The sequence below is a fragment of the Hydrogenophaga defluvii genome (assembly GCF_042665235.1).
Lineage (GTDB): Bacteria > Pseudomonadota > Gammaproteobacteria > Burkholderiales > Burkholderiaceae_C > Hydrogenophaga > Hydrogenophaga defluvii_A.
In genome coordinates this window covers 41,463-58,169 of the sequence record NZ_JBHTBZ010000046.1, presented here as the reverse complement: position 1 = coordinate 58,169, position 16,707 = coordinate 41,463, and the positions used below count along the sequence as shown (strand labels likewise).

General features: G+C 65.5%; 16 protein-coding genes. 7 read left to right on the top strand and 9 right to left on the bottom strand.

What is annotated here, in order from left to right:
• Nucleotides 1–13: 13 nt before the first annotated feature.
• A complete protein-coding gene (locus ACFQU0_RS15700) occupies nucleotides 14–373 on the top strand; it encodes a hypothetical protein (protein ID WP_382202424.1) in 360 nt (119 codons plus the stop codon).
• A gap of 50 nt (nucleotides 374–423) precedes the next feature.
• On the opposite strand, the gene ACFQU0_RS15695 is transcribed toward ACFQU0_RS15700, so the two are convergent.
• The 4 genes from ACFQU0_RS15695 to ACFQU0_RS15680 all read right to left on the bottom strand — a co-directional run bounded on the left by ACFQU0_RS15695 (nucleotide 424) and on the right by ACFQU0_RS15680 (nucleotide 2,065).
• Nucleotides 424–723 carry an antibiotic biosynthesis monooxygenase family protein gene (locus tag ACFQU0_RS15695; RefSeq protein WP_382202422.1) on the bottom strand — a complete coding sequence of 100 codons (300 nt, stop codon included), beginning with the start codon at nucleotides 721–723 and terminating at the stop codon, nucleotides 424–426.
• 85 nt (nucleotides 724–808) lie between these two features.
• A complete protein-coding gene (locus ACFQU0_RS15690) occupies nucleotides 809–1,447 on the bottom strand; it encodes a DUF1294 domain-containing protein (protein WP_382202420.1) in 639 nt (212 codons plus the stop codon).
• 4 nt (nucleotides 1,448–1,451) lie between these two features.
• On the bottom strand, nucleotides 1,452–1,652 hold the full coding sequence (locus ACFQU0_RS15685) for a hypothetical protein (RefSeq protein ID WP_382202418.1): 201 nt from the start codon (nucleotides 1,650–1,652) through the stop codon (nucleotides 1,452–1,454).
• Between the two features lie 20 nt (nucleotides 1,653–1,672).
• Complete coding sequence (locus ACFQU0_RS15680) at nucleotides 1,673–2,065, bottom strand: VOC family protein (protein ID WP_382202416.1); 393 nt, start codon at nucleotides 2,063–2,065, stop codon at nucleotides 1,673–1,675.
• A gap of 385 nt (nucleotides 2,066–2,450) precedes the next feature.
• On the opposite strand from ACFQU0_RS15680, the gene ACFQU0_RS15675 reads away from it, so the two are divergent.
• The 3 genes from ACFQU0_RS15675 (at nucleotide 2,451) to priA (ending at nucleotide 7,968) form a co-directional block, all read left to right on the top strand.
• Nucleotides 2,451–4,334 carry a sensor domain-containing diguanylate cyclase gene (locus ACFQU0_RS15675; RefSeq protein WP_382202414.1) on the top strand — a complete coding sequence of 628 codons (1,884 nt, stop codon included), beginning with the start codon at nucleotides 2,451–2,453 and terminating at the stop codon, nucleotides 4,332–4,334.
• Nucleotides 4,335–4,451: 117 nt separating this feature from the next.
• On the top strand, nucleotides 4,452–5,561 hold the full coding sequence (hemE, locus tag ACFQU0_RS15670) for a uroporphyrinogen decarboxylase (RefSeq protein WP_382202412.1): 1,110 nt from the start codon (nucleotides 4,452–4,454) through the stop codon (nucleotides 5,559–5,561).
• Between the two features lie 319 nt (nucleotides 5,562–5,880).
• The gene (priA, locus tag ACFQU0_RS15665) at nucleotides 5,881–7,968 is read left to right on the top strand and encodes a replication restart helicase PriA (RefSeq protein ID WP_382202410.1); all 2,088 of its coding nucleotides are present in this window, start codon (nucleotides 5,881–5,883) and stop codon (nucleotides 7,966–7,968) included.
• A 17-nt stretch (nucleotides 7,969–7,985) separates the two neighbouring features.
• Here the strand turns inward: priA and ACFQU0_RS15660 are convergent, their stop codons facing one another.
• From ACFQU0_RS15660 to ACFQU0_RS15645, 4 genes are all read right to left on the bottom strand, one after another.
• On the bottom strand, nucleotides 7,986–8,492 hold the full coding sequence (locus ACFQU0_RS15660) for a TA system VapC family ribonuclease toxin (protein ID WP_382202408.1): 507 nt from the start codon (nucleotides 8,490–8,492) through the stop codon (nucleotides 7,986–7,988).
• A 4-nt stretch (nucleotides 8,493–8,496) separates the two neighbouring features.
• Nucleotides 8,497–8,730 carry a hypothetical protein gene (locus ACFQU0_RS15655; RefSeq protein WP_382202406.1) on the bottom strand — a complete coding sequence of 78 codons (234 nt, stop codon included), beginning with the start codon at nucleotides 8,728–8,730 and terminating at the stop codon, nucleotides 8,497–8,499.
• Nucleotides 8,731–8,838: 108 nt separating this feature from the next.
• On the bottom strand, nucleotides 8,839–11,046 hold the full coding sequence (gene katG, locus ACFQU0_RS15650) for a catalase/peroxidase HPI (RefSeq protein ID WP_382202404.1): 2,208 nt from the start codon (nucleotides 11,044–11,046) through the stop codon (nucleotides 8,839–8,841).
• 209 nt (nucleotides 11,047–11,255) lie between these two features.
• Entirely contained in the window at nucleotides 11,256–12,203 is a 948-nt protein-coding gene (locus ACFQU0_RS15645) for an AEC family transporter (protein ID WP_382202402.1), read from the bottom strand.
• A gap of 80 nt (nucleotides 12,204–12,283) precedes the next feature.
• Between ACFQU0_RS15645 and ACFQU0_RS15640 the strand changes: the two genes are divergently transcribed.
• The 3 genes from ACFQU0_RS15640 (at nucleotide 12,284) to ACFQU0_RS15630 (ending at nucleotide 15,025) form a co-directional block, all read left to right on the top strand.
• Entirely contained in the window at nucleotides 12,284–12,535 is a 252-nt protein-coding gene (locus ACFQU0_RS15640; protein ID WP_382202400.1) for an AbrB/MazE/SpoVT family DNA-binding domain-containing protein, read from the top strand.
• Between the two features lie 101 nt (nucleotides 12,536–12,636).
• Nucleotides 12,637–12,933 carry a type II toxin-antitoxin system PemK/MazF family toxin gene (locus ACFQU0_RS15635; RefSeq protein ID WP_382202398.1) on the top strand — a complete coding sequence of 99 codons (297 nt, stop codon included), beginning with the start codon at nucleotides 12,637–12,639 and terminating at the stop codon, nucleotides 12,931–12,933.
• Nucleotides 12,934–12,970: 37 nt separating this feature from the next.
• Nucleotides 12,971–15,025 (top strand): ATP-dependent helicase, encoded by a 2,055-nt coding sequence (locus ACFQU0_RS15630; protein WP_382202396.1) that lies wholly within the window; start codon nucleotides 12,971–12,973, stop codon nucleotides 15,023–15,025.
• 1 nt (nucleotide 15,026) lies between these two features.
• Here the strand turns inward: ACFQU0_RS15630 and ACFQU0_RS15625 are convergent, their stop codons facing one another.
• Entirely contained in the window at nucleotides 15,027–16,679 is a 1,653-nt protein-coding gene (locus ACFQU0_RS15625; protein WP_382202394.1) for a phosphoethanolamine transferase, read from the bottom strand.
• Nucleotides 16,680–16,707 lie beyond the last annotated feature (28 nt).

Genomic DNA, 16,707 nt, shown 5'->3' with positions numbered 1-16,707 from the left:
GGCCGCCGGTCACATGATTTCCTTTATTTGCCTTTTTGTTCCATTGGTTGGTCGGTGCGCTGCGTGCGCCCACCACCACCCTATTGCGCTTTCGATGATTCTGAAATTGACGCCTGCCGGTGAGCAGGCCATTTGGTCCTGGGTGTGCTCGGTCGCCAAAAATGCCGATGCCTTGAATCGCCAAGTTTGGCTGGCCGCTGCGCACAAGCAGGTCAACTTGAGCGGCAACGACTTTGATGGGCGCTATCGCATCTGGATCAGCGGCGCCGAGTCCGAGAGCGGGCATTTGCAGGCCCTGGTGTTGCAACACGGGTGGTTCCGCGTTTTGCCCAAACCACAACACGCGCCCACGGGCGGTTTGATGATGGTGTGATGGCGCCCGCCCTGCCGCCAGCAGCGGCAGCAGCGGCAGGCACCCACCGCTCAAGGCCGCAACTGCAGCATCGCCTCGCCCGACACCGGGTCGGTCACGCCCAGGCCGTTGCCCAGGTCTTCCAGCAAGGGGCGCAGGCGGTCGAGGTTGCCGATCATGGCCGCGCGGGCATTCACCAGGGCCGACAGGTCGTCCCACTCACCAATCACACAAAAGCTGCGCTCGCCGGTTTGCAGGAGGGAGAACTGCCGCAGGCCGGGCAAATTGCCGTCCATGGCCCGGTGGGTGTCGACAAACGCGGTCTCTTGGCCTGGCTTGACGCGAAAACGCACAACGTTGAATGCGGTCATGGTCGCCTCCTGCAAAAAAGGGGGCTGTGAGTGTGGCGCTGTTTGGGGCGGGCGTCTACGCCCAACGGGCGGGTGGCGCGGCTGGCTAGCCGAGCAGGCCGTCGAGCCCACCCGCATGCCACACCACAAACCCCGCCATGTTGAGCAACACCGTGGCCCAGAACAGGGCCACAAACGCCGGCTTGGCCGTTTTGTGCCGCATCAACTGCTGCGCCACCAGCCCGCCCGGCCAGCCTCCCGCCACGTCCAGCAGGTGCAGTGTTTGTTCTGCCGTGCGCCAGCGCCCGCGCTCGGCGGCGGCCTTGTCGAACACATAGGCAAAAAACGAGAGCACGCTGAGCCCCCCATACACCAGCAGCACGCGCGGCTGCAACCCCCAGCGCCAGAACACATAGGCCGCCAGCAGCCCAAATGCCGGGATGGCCAGCAGGCGCGGCCAGGTCCAGCGGGCCGGTGCTTCCACACGCGCGCGCCCCTTGGGCACCGCGCGCGCGTGGGTTGCAAACTGCACCCCCACAGCCCGCTTCTTGCCGTTGGGCCCCATTTCCACGCGAAAGTTGAGCGCCTGGCCCACTTGCGGCCGGCCCGTGCCGGGCGGAAAGGCCTTGATGTGCACAAAAATCTCTTGCCCACCTTGCGCCGGCGTGATGAAGCCAAACCCCCGGTCGTCGTGCCAGGTGCTCAGCGTGCCGGCGATGTGCGCGGTGGCGTGCGATGCGCGCACGCCGTCACTTGCGTGCCGCATCCGCTTCCTTTTTGTACGTGTCGTAAGACGTGTTCGCGTCTTTCAGGCAGCGGTCGCGCGCGGCGGCGTCGGCCTGCTTCAGGCACTCAGAACGCTGGTTGCTGCGGCCGGCTGCGTAGAACTGTTCGGTGGAGCAGGCGACAAGCAGCAGCGTGCCGAGGACGAGTGTGAGCGTGGTGCGCATGGGTGTGGTGGTTGGTTGGGTTATTCGGGTTGATGGCAGGCCACACACAGCTTGTTGCCGTCCGGGTCGCGAAAGTACGCGCCGTAGTAGTGGGCGTGGTACTGCGGGCGCAGGCCCGGCGGCCCTTCGCAGGTGCCACCGTTGGCCAAGGCCAGGGCGTGAACGGCGTCCACCTGCCGGCGCGACGCCGCCAGAAAAGCCACCATTTGGCCATTGCCCGGCTGGTGGGCTTGTTGGTTGTGTGGGCGGCCAATGAGAAACAGCGGCCGGGGATCGGGCGCCGACTGCCAGCCCGCCCAGGGGCGGGTGTCGTCTTGAAACCGGAACTGGACGCCCAGCGCACCAAGCACGGGCTTGTAAAACGCCAGCGCGCGCTCGAAATCGCTGACGCCGACCATGATGTGTGAGAACACCGTCTGTTTCTTTCTCTGCGCGGGGTGGTACAGCGATATTAGCTGTGGGTTTGGCCTGTGTTGTTCGCGCGGTGCCACGGCAATGGTTTTCACGAGCAAGCGCTTGGGAGTAGTCCATAAGGCGGCTGTATTGCTGTTTGTTGGCTTCCTGCCGAGAACCCAGCTTGGTTACTGCATCAGTCCAATAACGTGTTTTTTATCATTTATGGCGTGATTGATATGAATCAAGGTGAAAAATATCGAAATTTGTTAAATTCGACGTGTTGTTTTTCACTTTGATGAAGTGCTGCTCCCTTCTGGGTAGTCCCTTGTTTCGTATGGGTATTGATAGGGCTCGATAGTTCGTCTCTAAAAATCTTGACGACTGATAGGGTTATTTCGCTGCATGGACCGTTTGTCAAAATTGCCGCACACGAAATCTGGCCGGTTTGCCGCATGGTTGATGGCTGGCAACGTGGCCGTGGCCGTGGTGTTGGTGTGGGCGACGTGGCACTACTTGTCGGACACCCGTCAAGCAGAAAGGCACCTGGCGGAGCAGATCGCAGACAACCTCGCCGTGAGTGTGAGCGCCGAGGTGGCGGCCGAGCTTCGATTGATCGACAACGCCCTGCAAAGCATCCAGCAGCGGCTGCCCGCGGTGTTGGACGTTGGTGACGCCGAGTTCAGGACCCGGCTCGGACTGGCCTTACGCGACCAATCCTTGTTGCTTCCGTTTGTTTACGCCATCCGGTTCGCCGATTTGCGCGGGCAGGTTAACGACGGGCGTGGGCAAGTGGACATCAACGTGGCGGATCGCGCGTATTTTCAACAGGCATTGACGTCAAACGGCGTGGTGGTGTCTGAGCCCATGGTGAGCCGGGTGTCCGGTGAATGGGTGATCATCCTGGCACGCCAAGTCAAGGGCGCAGATGGCAAGCCTTTGGGTGTGGTGTATGCCGCGGTGCTCTCCAAACACTTCAACACGCTGTTTTCCCGTTTTGCTTTGGGTTTGGGCGGTGCGGTGGCCCTGCGAACGGATCAGCTCACCCTGGTTGCGCGCTTTGCTTCGGGAGAGCCCGCCTCAGATGCAGAGCTCGGGACGCAGCGCGTTTCCCCGGCTTTGCATCAGGCCTTGGCGAACAACCCAGCGAAGGGGCTATTGACCACTCGCACGGCTCTGGATGGCATCGAGCGTGTGAACGCCTACCGTCGTATCCCAGAGATGCCCCTGGTATTGCTGGCGGGCTTGAGCACCGAGCACTTCGTCAGCAATTGGAGTCGCGACGCCACGCGCGTCTGGGGCATCGCCGCGCTGATCCAGCTCATGTTGATGGGGGGCTCAATTTACGCTTTTGTGCAGCATGGGCGAGAGCGACGGCTCAGTGCGGTTGCGACGGAGCTTGCCAAAGAGCAATCGATGGTGATTGACAACAAGTGGATCGGTGTCGCTCGCTTGAAAGATCGGAAGATCACATGGGCAAACGCCGCCATAGGCAACATGTTGGGCGTTCCTGCCTCGGAGATGGTGGGCAGGGAGAGTCGTGTCTTCTATGGCGATGCCGACGGTTACGCCAAAGTGGGGCAGGAAGGCTACGGGCAACTTGCTGACGCAGGCTCCTACCATGCCCAAGTTCAATTGAAGGCAGGGGATGGCGGCATCCTCTGGGTGGATATGACCGGGGTTGCGTTGTCCAATGGTGAATCCGCTTGGGTGCTGGTGGACATCACCAACCTCAAACATCGGGAGTCACAAGCCCAACACCAGGCCATGCACGATTCGCTCACGGGTCTGGCGAACCGCCGCTTGTTCAGCGAGCAGATGAAACTGGTTCGGGCGCAAAGCGAGCGCAGCCGTGCTGGCTGGGCCCTGTGTTTTCTGGACCTCGATGGCTTCAAGCCGGTGAACGACACCTTCGGACACGAGGCCGGCGACGAAGTCCTCAAAACGGTGGCAGACCGGCTGCGATCAGCCACCCGAACCAGTGACTTTGCCGCCCGCATGGGAGGCGACGAATTTGCCCTGTTGCTGACGGGCGTGAGTGATGCCGAGGAGGTCAAATCGACCGTTCAGCGCTGTTTGGATGCGATATCGCGTCCCATCGAGCTGGCGAGCGGCGTCACTGTGACAGTCGGCAGCAGCGCGGGTATCGCCATCAGCCATGACGGACAAGCCGACCCTCACGAACTGTTGGTCGCAGCCGACGAGGCCATGTACGAAGTCAAACGAAGCGCCAAGGGGCATCTCGCAGTCGTCACGTTCGGTGACGACGCAGTCAAACCTGGCATTTGATTGAATGTGCCGGCTGAGGTGGTTGCTCGGCGGCAAGGCGCTTCGAATTCATTGGCTGGGCCGACAGCCGGGATAATCCCCCCTTCCCCCAGACTTCCCCCCAAGCGGACCCGCCCGATGACTTTCGCCCCTCTGCAGAACGACACCTTCCTGCGCGCTTGCCTGCGCCAGGCCACCGATCACACGCCGCTGTGGCTGATGCGCCAGGCGGGCCGCTACCTGCCGGAGTACTGCGCCACGCGGGCCAAGGCGGGGTCGTTCATGGGCTTGGCCACGAACGTGGACTACGCCACCGAGGTGACACTGCAGCCGCTGGAGCGTTACCCGCTGGACGCGGCCATCCTGTTTTCCGACATCCTCACCATCCCCGACGCGATGGGCCTGGGCCTGTCGTTTGCGCAGGGCGAGGGCCCCAAGTTCGCCAAGAACGTGCGCGATGAAGCCGCTGTGGATGCGCTGGCCGTGCCCGACATGGACAAACTGCGCTACGTGTTCGACGCGGTCACCAGCATCCGCAAGGCGCTGAATGGCCGCGTGCCGCTGATCGGCTTTTCGGGCAGCCCCTGGACGCTGGCCTGCTACATGGTGGAAGGCGGCGGCTCGGACGACTACCGCGCCGTCAAGACGCTGATGTACCGCCGCCCGGACCTGATGCACCGCATGCTGGCCATCAACGCCGACGCGGTGGCGCTGTACCTCAACACGCAGATTGACGCCGGCGCGCAGGCGGTGATGGTGTTTGACAGCTGGGGTGGTGTGCTGGCCGATGGCAATTTCCAGGATTTCAGCCTGGCCTACACGCGCCGCGTGCTGGCGCAGCTCAAGCGCACGGGGGTGGACGGCAAAGTGGTGCCGCGCATTGTGTTCACCAAGGGTGGCGGCCTGTGGCTGCAAGACATGAAGCCGCTCGACTGCGAGGTGCTGGGCCTGGACTGGACGGTGAACCTGGGCGCCGCGCGCGCACTGGTGGGCAGCGGCGAACACGCCAAGGCCTTGCAAGGCAACATCGACCCCAACGTGCTGTTTGCCGAACCGGCGCAAATTGCCGCCGAGGCCGAGCGCGTGCTGCGCAGTTTTGGCGCCCCGCACACCGACAAAACCACCACCGGCCCCACCCACATCTTCAACCTGGGCCACGGCATCAGCCAGTACACGCCGCCCGAGAGCGTGGCGGCCCTGGTGGAGGCGGTTCACCGCGTCTCCAAGCAGATGCGGACGGGCGCATAGCACAAAAATGGGCCGTTTTGGAGACTTGACAACGCGACTTATGCACACTTTTGATGCTGCGGCGCGTCACAGTATCCATTTGTAAGCCGTTCGCATTTCATCCCGTGCAAAACGGCTAAGTGGTTGATTTGTATAGGGTTTGAATGTTGCTTTTTTTGCGGGCAATCTAACAAAGTCCTTGATTTACAAGGGCTTGCGGGCCAGAAAAGGCAACTATCAACAAAGTTATCCACAGAAAATTGGGACATCGTCCAAAACGCTGTCAAATCAACCACTTAAGCCACAAACCGCAAGTGCGACAGCAAAAAACCCAGCCAACATGAGCCACCTGCTCTCTGTGGTGGTGGCCACCCCGGCCCATGCCGGGCTGGGTGCCGCCCTGACTTACGAGCACCCCGAGGTGCTGGCGCCGGGCACCCTGGTGCGGGTGCCGCTCGGCAAACGCGAGGTGCTGGGCGTGGTGTGGGACGGCGCCCCCCTGGACACCGGCGCCGACCTGGCCACCCGCCCCATCACCGAGGTGTTCACGCCCCTGGCCCCGCTGCCGGCCAGTTGGCGGCAGTTGGTGGGCTTTGCCGGGCGCTACTACCAGCGCAGCCTGGGCGAGGTGGCCCTGGCGGCCCTGCCGCCGCAGTTGCGCGAACTCAACGGCGTGCAACTGGCCCGCCGCCTCAAGCGCCAGCCGGGGCCGGCCACCGCGCACACGCCGCCGCCCGTGCCTGCGTTGAGCCCCGAGCAGACCGAGGTGATGGCCCGGCTGCACACCGCCCGCCAGCCGGTGCTGCTGTTTGGCAGCACGGGCAGCGGCAAAACCGAGGTGTATTTGCGCAGCGTGCAGCAGTTGCTGGAAAGCGACCCGCAGGCCCAGGCGCTCATCATGGTGCCCGAGATCAACCTCACGCCGCAGCTGGAAGAGCGTTTTGGCGAGCGTTTTGGCGCCGACGGCGTGGTGGCCATGCACAGCGGCATGACGCCGCCGCAGCGCCTGGCGAGTTGGCTGGCCGCGCACAGCGGCGCGGCGCGCATTGTGCTGGGCACGCGCATGGCGGTGCTGGCCAGCCTGCCGCACCTGCGCCTGATCGTGGTGGACGAAGAACACGATCCCAGCTACAAAAGCCAGGAAGGCGCGCGCTACTCGGCGCGCGATTTGGCCGTGTACCTGGCCAAGCAGGTCAACGACAGCCACCCCACCCCTGACGGTGAAGCCAGCCACTGCCGCGTGCTGCTGGGCTCGGCCACACCTTCGCTGGAAAGCTGGCACGCGTCCGAAACCGGCCGCTATGTGCGCCTGGCCATGCCCAGCCGCATCGGCGGTGGTTGCCTGCCACGCCTGCGTTTGGTGGACATGAACCACCAGCCGCGCAAAACCCTGCTGGCCCAGCCGCTGCTCGACGCCATCACCGAGCGCATTGGCCGGGGCGAACAAAGCCTGCTGCTGCTCAACCGCCGAGGCTACGCGCCCGTGCTGGCCTGCCACGACTGCGGCTGGAAAAGCGAGTGCGCGCACTGCAGCGCCCACCGCGTGTTCCACAAGATCGACCGCACCCTGCGCTGCCACCACTGCGGCTTCACCGAACGCGTGCCGCGCGCCTGCCCGGCCTGCGGCAACCTCGACATCGCGCCGCTGGGCCGGGGCACCGAGCAGATCGAGGAACACATCATCGAGCGCCTGGCCGGCGTGTTGCGCCCTGACGGCCAGCCCGCCCAGGTGGCCCGCATGGACGCCGACAGCACCCGCCTCAAAGGCAGCCTGGAGCAGCACCTGGCCCGCATGCACAGCGGCGAGGTGGACGTGCTGGTGGGCACCCAAATGGTGGCCAAGGGGCACGACTTCCGCCGCATCACCCTGGTGGCCAGCGTCAACGCCGACGCCGCTTTGTTTGCCAGCGACTGCCGCGCGCCCGAGCGCCTGTTTGCCCTGCTGATGCAAGCCGCCGGCCGCGCTGGGCGCGACGCCAGCCTGGGCGCCGGCAGCGAAATGTGGGTGCAGACCGGCTACCCGCAGCACCCCCTGTTTGCCGCCCTGCGCCAGCACGACTACCCCGCCTTCGCCGCGCAAGAGCTGAAAGACCGCGAGGCCGCCGCCATGCCGCCTTTTGCCTTTCAGGCCCTGGTGCGGGCCGAGGCGCGCAGCCAGGAAACTGCGCAGGGTTTTCTGAACGAAGCGGCCGCCCTGGCCACCGAGTTGCCCGGCGCCGATCAGGTGACGGTGTTCCCCGCCGTGCCCATGACCATCCAGCGCGTGGCCAATGTGGAGCGCGCCCAGATGCTGCTGGAAAGCCCCACCCGCATGGCCTTGCAGCGTTTTCTGGCGGCGTGGCAGCCGGTGTTGCTTGATACCCGCCAGGGGCCGGCGGGCAAAGGCTTGATCCGCTGGGCGATTGACGTGGACCCGCTGAACCTGTGACCCTTCGCGGGCCGGCTTCAGGGTTGAAGCTGTGTCCAGCGGGGCAGTTGAAACCGAGCGAAATCGGCATCGAACGTGACCAGCCGCAACCTCGCCGCGTGTGCGGTGGCGGCCAGCCAGGCGTCGGTCCACAGGCGTGGAGGCAATTCCGCTGCCAGCAGGTGAGCCAGAGCGGCGTCGGCAGCTTCGGCATCGGGCACAAAGCCCACGCCCGGCTGGGCGCGCAGCTCGCGGTAAACGCCATGGGCTTGTGCCAGGCTCAACGCCGCATCGCCCATCAGCTTGGGCTGGCTCAGCAGCCGCACCAGGCCCAGCATGGTGGGGCGGCAAAAACACAGGCGCTGGCCTTGGTTCATGGCGTCTGCCATGCCGTCCCAGTACCGGCGGGCGGCCGCGTGGTGCGGGTGTTCGGGGATGACCAGCGCCAGCCAGACGTTGAGGTCAGGCAGGTCGCCTTGCAGGGGCGGGTGGGTGTCTGTCAGCCAGGTGGCCGGCGGTTCGGCCACTCGCAGCGGTTTGGCCACAACGTCACTCCTCGGCCAAGGCGCTGAGGTCGGCGTGGTTGAGTCGGGATGCCGCCAGCTGCAGAGGGCGGCCCAGCCTGACCACGGGCAAAGGCGTGGGCGTGGTTTGGGCGGCTGGGGCCTGCAAACCCCGTGTGACCAGTTCCAACACCAGGTCGCGCAGGCTGCGCCCCTCCAGCGCCGCACGGGCTTTGAGGTGGCGCATCAGCTCGTCGGGCAGGTCCAAGGTGGTTCGCATGAAAGCATATTTGTGCAGATGTGCCCGTCTGTCAATGCCGCTGACACAAAAAACCGCCCAGCGGCAGGTGCCGGTGGGCGGTGGTTGCGGCCGCAGTCAGGCCGGATGTCAGGCCAGGTCGAAGCGGTCCAGGTTCATCACCTTGGTCCAGGCTTTCACGAAGTCGCGCACAAACTTCTGGCCGTTGTCGCTCTGCGCGTACACCTCGGCAATGGCGCGCAACTGCGAGTTGGAGCCAAAGGCCAGGTCCACGCGGGTGGCGGTCCACTTCACAGCGCCGGTTTGGCGGTCGCGGCCCTCAAAGCTGTTGTCGCCGGTGGGCTTCCAGGCGGTGGCCATGTCCACCAGGTTGACGAAGAAGTCGGTCGTCAACTGGCCGGGGCGTTGGGTGAACACACCGTGTTGCGAGCCGCCGTGGTTGGCGCCCAGCACACGCAGGCCACCCACCAGCACCGTCATCTCGGGCGCGCTCAGGGTCAGCAGTTGCGCCTTGTCGAGCAGCATCTCTTCGGGCGAGACGCTGAACGCCTTTTTGCGGTAGTTGCGGAAGCCGTCGGCCACGGGTTCCAGCACGGCAAAGGAGTCGGCGTCGGTCTGTGCCTGGGTCGCGTCGGTGCGGCCGGGGGCGAAGGGCACGTCCACCTTGTGGCCGGCGGCCAGGGCGGCTTGTTCCACGCCCACGTTGCCGGCCAGCACGATGAGGTCGGCCAGCGACACTTTTTTGCCACCAGCGGCGTTGAAGCCGCGCTGCACCTCTTCCAGCACCGCCAGCACTTTGGCGAGCTGGGCCGGCTGGTTGGCCTCCCAGTCTTTTTGAGGGGCCAATTGGATGCGGGCACCGTTGGCGCCGCCCCGCATGTCCGAACCCCGGAAGGTGGACGCGGACGCCCAGGCGGTGGACACCAGTTCGGCCACGCTGAGGCGGGACGCAGTGATGCGGTCTTTCAGCTCGGCGATGTCGCGAGCGTCGATCAGCGGGTGCTCGGGCGCCGGCACCGGGTCTTGCCAGATCAGGTCTTCGGCCGGCACCTCGGGGCCCAGGTAGCGGGCCTTGGGGCCCATGTCGCGGTGGGTCAGCTTGAACCAGGCGCGGGCGTAGGCGTCGGCAAATTCGTCGGGGTTGGCGTAGAAGTGGCGCGCGATTTTTTCGTAGGCCGGGTCGAAGCGCAGCGACAGGTCGGCGGTGGTCATCACGGGCGGGTGTTTCTTGCTGGGGTCGTGGGCGTCCACCACCATGTCTTCGGGCGCCACGTTTTTGGCACGCCACTGGATGGCGCCGGCGGCGGTGGTCATCTGCTCCCACTCGTACTTGAACAGCACCTTGAAGTAGCCCATGTCCCACTGCGTGGGGTTGGGTTTCCAGGCGCCTTCAAAACCGCTGGTGGTGGTGTCGCCGCCCTTGCCCGTGCCGTGTTGATTGATCCAGCCCAGGCCCATTTCTTCCATGGGCGCGCCTTCGGGTTCGGGGCCCACCAAGGCGGCGTCACCGGCGCCGTGCATTTTGCCGAAGGTGTGGCCACCTGCCACCAGGGCCACGGTCTCGTAATCGTTCATGGCCATGCGGGCGAAGGTTTCGCGCACGTCCTTGCCCGAGAGCACGGGGTCGGGGTTGCCGTCCGGGCCTTGCGGGTTCACGTAAATCAGGCCCATCTGCACGGCGGCCAGCGGGTTTTCCAACTCGCGCTCTCCGCTGTAGCGGCTGTTGGGCTTGTCGCTGGTGGCGAGCCATTCCATTTCGGCGCCCCAGTAAATGTCTTCCTCAGGTGCCCAGATGTCGGGGCGGCCGCCGGCAAACCCGAAGGTTTTGAAGCCCATGGTCTCCATGGCCACGTTGCCGCAGAGGATGAACAGGTCGGCCCACGAGATGGCGTTGCCGTATTTCTGCTTGATGGGCCACAGCAGGCGGCGGCCTTTGTCGAGGTTGCCGTTGTCGGGCCAGCTGTTGAGCGGCGCAAAACGCTGGTTGCCGGTGTTGGCGCCGCCCCGGCCATCTGCCGTGCGGTAGGTACCGGCCGCGTGCCAGGCCAGGCGGATAAACAGGCCGCCGTAGTGGCCGTAGTCGGCCGGCCACCAGTCCTGGCTCTGCGTCATCAGATCAGCCAAGTCTTTTTTGAGCGCCGCATAGTCCAGCTTCTTGAAGGCCTCGGCGTAGTCAAAGTCCGGGTCCATGGGGTTGGACACGGCCTGGTGCTGGTGCAGGATGGACAGGTTGAGCTGGTTGGGCCACCAGTCGGCGTTGGACTGGGCGCCATGGGTGGCACGGGCGCCGCCTGCGGCGTGGAAGGGGCACTTGGCTTCAGAGGATGCTTGTGTCATCGCGGGTCTCCTGTGGGTGACAAAAACGGCTCAGCTGGCAGACGCCAGCGCGGCGAGGCGCTCCAGCCACTCGGCCGGCAGACACAGCATGGAGAAGGTGTTTGACGCTGTCATGTCGGGCTCCGGTGGGTGGTGGAGCCCTCACTGTAGGCGGGCACCGAAAATTGCGCAAACCAATTGTCAGCATGTAAGCAATAGCTGATTGCTATTCATCGCGTCAGCGACACCGCTCCCGAGAACGTGAGGAAGGCCGCCGCCGTGGACACCAGGATGATGCGTGCGATGCGCCCGTTGTCGGCGCCCAGGCGTTCGGCCAGCAGCGACACGTTGCTGGCGCTGGGCAAGGCTGCCACCAGCACCATCACCTTGAGCGCGAACGGGTCCAGCGGCACGCCCAGCTGGATGGCGCTCAGGCCCGCCAGCAGCACCAGCAGCGGGTGCAGCAGCAGCTTCATCAGCGCCACCGGCAGGTAGTCGCTCAGGGGCATGGGGTGGTTGGACGTCATCTGCGAACGCGCCAGCACCGCGCCGATGGTGAACAGCGCCACGGGCGAGGCCGCGTCGGCCAGCAGCCACACGGTTTTTTCCACCGGACCGGGCAGTTTGAGTTCGATGGCGGAGGCCACCGCGCCCAGGATGATGGCCCAGGGCATGGGGTTGGCCACCACGCCCTTGAGCGCGTTTTTACCCGCTTGCGCCGCGCCGCCCGGGCTGTCCAGCCGCGAGAGCGCCACACACAACGAGCTGGTGATGATCATGTCCACCACGATGGTGACGATGACCGTGCCCACCGCCTGCGATCCCAGCAGCGCGGCAATCAGCGGCACGCCCATGAAGCCCGTGTTGGGAAAGGCCGCCACCAGCGCGCCCAGCGAGGCGTCGTTCCAGCGGATGCGCCGGTTCATGCTCATCACAATGGCAAACCCCACCATGACCAGCGCGCACACCAGGTAGATGCCGGCCACCGCGCCATCAAGCAGCGTGGCAATCGGCGTGGTGGAGCCGAAGCGGAACAACATGCAGGGCAGGGCGAAGAACAGCACAAAACCGTTCAGCCCGGGGATGGCCTCCAGCGGCAACATGCGACGGCGAGCCGCGATGTAACCGGCCAGCACGAGGGCGAAGAAGGGGAAGGTGACGAGGAGGACTTGCAGCACGCGGAGGATTGTCGCAGTTGCGCGAAGCTGACTTTCTCCGTCGAAATGTTTATACTCAGTTTAAACATCAGGAGTTAGCCATGCCCGAAGCCGTGCTGTCTATCAAACACTGGGGCAACAACCTCGGGGTGCGCTTGCCGCAGAGTGTGGCGCGCGCGGCGCAACTGCACGCCGATCAGCAGGTGCGTGTCACGGTAGAGGGGGGCCGCGTGGTGATAGAACCCTTGCCGACGGCGCCCCTGAGTCTGGACGAACGCCTCAAGCGCTTCGATCCGCAGCGCCACGGCGGCGAGGTCATGCCCACCCAGCCGCTGGGTGCCGAGCGGTGGTGACGCGCCGATCCACATCGCAACCGGCTTCCCGGTCTGCTGGCTGGGTACCGCAGCGGCAGGACATCATCTGGATCGACTGCAACCCCCAGGCAGGGCGGGAAATGCGCGACGTCCACCCCTTCCTGGTCTTGTCGCCCGCCGTCTTCAACGAGCGCACCTCACTGGTGGTCGGTCTGCCCATGACCACGGCGGTCTACAACGCCGACAACCCGTTTGCCGTGGTGGCCGGTCAGGCGGGTGGGGCCAAGGCGGGGCTGACCAGCTATGTCTTGTGCCACCAGCCCAAGTCGTTTGACTGGCGGGTGCGGCAAGCGGCGCCACACCCGATGAAACGCCTGCACGACGCAGCCTTTGCCGAGGTCTGCGGCGTGCTCAACCAGATCATCGCGCTGGCCTGACCCGGTCGGTATGATCGGCCGCTTTGCCCAAAGCCCCATGTCCGCCGGCCTGAACATCGCCCAACAAGACGCCGTCAACCACCTGGGCGGCCCCTGCCTGGTGCTGGCCGGTGCCGGTTCGGGCAAGACGCGGGTGATCACGCACAAGATCGGCAGGCTGGTGCAGGCCGGGCTGGAGGCCAAGCGCATCGCGGCCATCACCTTCACCAACAAGGCGGCGGCCGAGATGCGCGAGCGCGCCAAGGCCTTGATTGGCAAGCCGGCCAAGGACGTGCTGATCTGCACCTTCCACGCGCTGGGTGTGCGCCTGTTGCGCCAGGACGGCGCGGTGCTGGGGCTCAAACAGCAGTTCAGCATCCTCGACACCGACGACATCACCAGCATCCTCAAGGACTGCGGCGCCACCAGCGACACGGCCACGGCGCGCCAGTGGCAGTGGGCCATCAGCGCCTGGAAAAGCGCGGGCCTGAACGCGGCCGAGGCGTTGGCGCAAGCCACCAACGACAACGAGCGCCACATCGCGGTGCTGATGGGCCGCTACGAGGAACGCCTGAGCGCCTACCAGAGCGTGGACTTTGACGACCTGATCTCGCTGCCACTCAAGCTGCTGCGCGATCACGCCGAGGTGCGTGAGAAGTGGCAGAAGCAGATGGGCCACGTGCTGGTGGACGAGTACCAGGACACCAACGCCACCCAATACGAACTGCTCAAGCTGCTGGTGGGCGAACGTGCGCGCTTCACGGCGGTGGGCGACGACGACCAGAGCATTTACGGCTGGCGCGGCGCCACGCTGGACAACCTCAAGCGCCTGCCGCAGGACTTCCCCGAGCTGCGCGTCATCAAGCTGGAGCAGAACTACCGCTCCACCAGCGCCATCCTGCGCGCGGCCAACAACGTCATCGGCCCCAACCCCAAGCTCTTTCCCAAGACGCTGTGGAGCGACCTGGGCGAGGGCGAACCGGTGCGTGTGGTGGACGCCGATCACGAGGACCACGAGGCCGAGCGCGCGGTGGCGCGCATCCAAAGCCTGCGCGCCAATTCCAGCCACAAGGAGTTCAAGGACTTCGCCATCCTCTACCGCGCCAACCACCAGGCGCGGCCCTTCGAGACCGCGCTGCGCCGCGCGCAGATTCCGTACAAAGTCTCAGGCGGGCAGAGCTTTTTTGACCGCGCCGAGATCAAGGACCTGTGCGCCTGGCTGCGCCTGATCACCAACAACGACGACGACCCGGCTTTCATGCGCGCCGTCACCACGCCCAAGCGCGGCATCGGCCACACCACGCTGCAGGCGCTGGGCAACTTCGCCACCCAATACAAACTCAGCCTGTTCGAGTCGCTGTTTTCGCACTCGTTGCCCAGCGCGGTGTCCACGCGGGCCATTGGTGGGCTGCACGAGTTTGGTCGTTACCTCAACGAGCTGGAGCACCGCGCCCGCCACACCCTGGGCAACGAGGCCGCGCGCACCTTCTTGAACGACTGGCTCAAGGACATCGGCTACGAAAAACACCTGTACGACGCCGAGGACAGCGAAAAGCTGGCCGCCGCCCGCTGGAACAACGTGCTGGAGTTTTGCGACTGGATGGCCGGCCGTTGTGGTGGCGAGGTGGACGAGAGCACGGGCATCGCCGACGAGCGCAAGAGCATGCTGGAGGTGGTTCAGACCATCGCGCTGATTTCCACCTTGAGCGAGCGCGAACAGGACCAGAACGTGGTGACACTCTCCACCCTGCACGCCTCCAAGGGGCTGGAGTGGCCGCATGTGACGCTGGTGGGCGTGAACGAAGGCTTGCTGCCCTTCAAGCTCGACGACGCCGATGGCGACCTGAGCGCCGAAGCCCTGGCCCTTCGCTTGCAGGAAGAGCGCCGCTTGATGTACGTGGGCATCACCCGCGCCCAGCGCACGCTGGCGGTGAGCTGGCTCAAGCGCCGCAAGAAAGGGCGCGAAACCGTGCCCGGCACGCCCAGCCGCTTCATCAAGGAAATGGCGCTGGACCAGACCACCATCAAGGAAGACCCGCGTGAAAAACTCAAGGCCTTGCGGGCCGAGTTTGCACAGCGGGCTCAGGCCGCTGCGGCGTCCGACAAGACCTGATTCAGTGCGCCCCGCAGTGGGCAAACAGGTTGTGCTCGTCGCTGCGCACCTGTGTGTCCACATCGGCCAGGCCCAGCAGGCTGTGGAACAGGTGGTCGTGCGAGAGCGGCTGCTTGGCTTGGCTGGCCAGGCAATCGCGAGCCCAGCCGCGCGCCTGGCGCAGCGCCGGCGACACCCATGTCACCATGGGCACGTGTTTTTGTGTGTCGGGCGCCATCGCGTAGGGCAGGCCGTGCAGGTAGAGGTTGTTTTCGCCCAGCGATTCGCCGTGGTCGGACACGTAAACCATGGCGCTCGGTTGGGTGTGCTGTTTGAGCCAGGCCACGGTCTGGGCCAGCACATGGTCGGTGTAGCGGATGCTGTTGTCGTAGGCGTTGACCACCGCTTGCCGCTCGCACTTCTGCAGGGCATTGGTGTCGCACTCGGGCGTGAAGTGTTTGAGCGCGGCCGGCGTGCGTTTGAAGTAGGCCGGCCCGTGGCTGCCCATCTGGTGCAACACCACCACCACGCCGCGCGCGCGTTTGACCGGGTCCAGCGCGGCGATGCGTTCGTCCAGGCCGTGCAGCATGACCTCGTCAAAACACGCGCCATCCGGGCACAGGCCGGGCAGGTTCAGTGCGCGGGTGTCCACGCTGGGCACGCGATCACACACACCTTTGCATCCGGACTGGTTGTCCACCCACAACACGGCCAGCCCGGCGTGTTGCAGCACATCCAGCAGGTTCTCAAAGCGGTCCTGGCTGCCCACAAAGGCCTCGCGCCCCTGGTGCGAAAACATGCACGGCACCGACGCCTGGGTGCTGGTGCCACAGGATGTGACCTGGCTGAAGTAGGTCAGATCGCCTTCTTGTGCCAGGCGCGACAGCTCGGGGTTGGTGTCGCGTGGGTAGCCACCGAGCGCAAAGTTGGCCGCGCGCGCGGTTTCGCCCAGCACCAGCACCAGCAGCGGGGCGGGTGCACGCGGGTTGCTCGGGTGGGCGTCGGTGCCCACGGGCTGCAGGGGCGCCAGCGTGGCCGGACCGGCCAGCGCCCGGCTGGTGGACCAGGCGGCGTTGAAGGGGTTGACCATGTAGCGCAGCGACTTGTGGTTGCGCATCAAGGGCGCCAGGTCTTGAAACCCCAGCACCAGCAAGCCGCCGGCCACCAGCAGCGCGGCCCCCAAGGCCAGCAGGTTGTGTTGGAGCTGGCGTGGCCACGGCAGGCGCGCCACCGGCTGGCGCAGCAGCCAGACCCCCGGCAGCAGCAGGCCCCAGGTGAAGGTCCACAACAAGCTGGGCGAGAGCAGGTCGCGCACTTCGCGCAGGTCGGTCTGCAGGGTGTTGGTCATCATGCCGGGGTCGATCACCACCCCATAGGCCAGCATGAAGTGGCTGCTGCTGGCGGCGGTGGCCAGGCACAACAGGGCAAGGGGCTTGGTCAGGCGCGGCCAGCTCAGCGGGGCCAGCACCAGCCACAGGGCGGCGGCGACGAACAGGGCGGTGCCGGCGATGAACAGCCCACCCCGCCAGCCGGCCAGATCGGGCAGTGCCCACAGCGCGCGCCACAGCGGCAGGTTGCCCAAGGTGGCCAGCCACAGCGCCAGGGCGCCACTGAGCCACAGGGGGTGGCGTGCCGGGCGGGTGGGCGGGTGCGCGGAGGGCGATACGGGGGTCATGAGCGCAGTGTCTGGCGCTCAAATTAAC

Excerpts from the sequence above, each read along its gene's own strand:
- ACFQU0_RS15700 (WP_382202424.1), top strand. The coding sequence starts at position 14 with ATGATTTCCTTTATTTGCCTTTTTGTTCCATTGGTTGGTCGGTGCGCT.
- ACFQU0_RS15695 (WP_382202422.1), bottom strand. The coding sequence starts at position 723 with ATGACCGCATTCAACGTTGTGCGTTTTCGCGTCAAGCCAGGCCAAGAG.
- ACFQU0_RS15685 (WP_382202418.1), bottom strand. The coding sequence starts at position 1,652 with ATGCGCACCACGCTCACACTCGTCCTCGGCACGCTGCTGCTTGTCGCC.
- ACFQU0_RS15675 (WP_382202414.1), top strand. The coding sequence starts at position 2,451 with ATGGACCGTTTGTCAAAATTGCCGCACACGAAATCTGGCCGGTTTGCC.
- hemE (WP_382202412.1), top strand. The coding sequence starts at position 4,452 with ATGACTTTCGCCCCTCTGCAGAACGACACCTTCCTGCGCGCTTGCCTG.
- priA (WP_382202410.1), top strand. The coding sequence starts at position 5,881 with ATGAGCCACCTGCTCTCTGTGGTGGTGGCCACCCCGGCCCATGCCGGG.
- ACFQU0_RS15655 (WP_382202406.1), bottom strand. The coding sequence starts at position 8,730 with ATGCGAACCACCTTGGACCTGCCCGACGAGCTGATGCGCCACCTCAAA.
- katG (WP_382202404.1), bottom strand. The coding sequence starts at position 11,046 with ATGACACAAGCATCCTCTGAAGCCAAGTGCCCCTTCCACGCCGCAGGC.
- ACFQU0_RS15640 (WP_382202400.1), top strand. The coding sequence starts at position 12,284 with ATGCCCGAAGCCGTGCTGTCTATCAAACACTGGGGCAACAACCTCGGG.
- ACFQU0_RS15635 (WP_382202398.1), top strand. The coding sequence starts at position 12,637 with ATGCGCGACGTCCACCCCTTCCTGGTCTTGTCGCCCGCCGTCTTCAAC.
- ACFQU0_RS15630 (WP_382202396.1), top strand. The coding sequence starts at position 12,971 with ATGTCCGCCGGCCTGAACATCGCCCAACAAGACGCCGTCAACCACCTG.
- ACFQU0_RS15625 (WP_382202394.1), bottom strand. The coding sequence starts at position 16,679 with ATGACCCCCGTATCGCCCTCCGCGCACCCGCCCACCCGCCCGGCACGC.